This window comes from Pseudoalteromonas sp. GW168-MNA-CIBAN-0100, assembly GCF_040309225.1.
In the GTDB taxonomy this organism is placed as follows: domain Bacteria; phylum Pseudomonadota; class Gammaproteobacteria; order Enterobacterales; family Alteromonadaceae; genus Pseudoalteromonas; species Pseudoalteromonas arctica.
On record NZ_JBEOOL010000823.1, the window covers coordinates 1 to 253 of the forward strand.

At 43.1% G+C, this 253-nt stretch carries 1 pseudogene; it reads right to left on the reverse strand.

Features of this window, described 5'->3' with window-relative positions:
- A pseudogene (locus AAEY62_RS23580) lies at positions 1 to 253 on the reverse strand (penicillin-binding protein 1B); the annotation flags it as partial.

The following is a 253-nucleotide window of genomic DNA, read 5'->3' on the forward strand; positions in this document are numbered from 1 at the left end:
CTTAACTAATGAGCCAATATTACGTTTGGTATCAAGTACTCGGTTAAAGCCTGAATAACGCACATCGCGCCCAGAAACTAATGCCGATACGCCACCTTTTTCTACGTTAACTGAGATCATCGCCGCTTCAAGCGCGCGAGTATTAGGGCGTTTTTCTAAATAAGGCAAACTTGCCTGAATCGACTCTTCCATTGCCGTTTGTTTTTGCAAGTCAAAATAGGTAAACACACGAACACCGGCATCTAACACATTT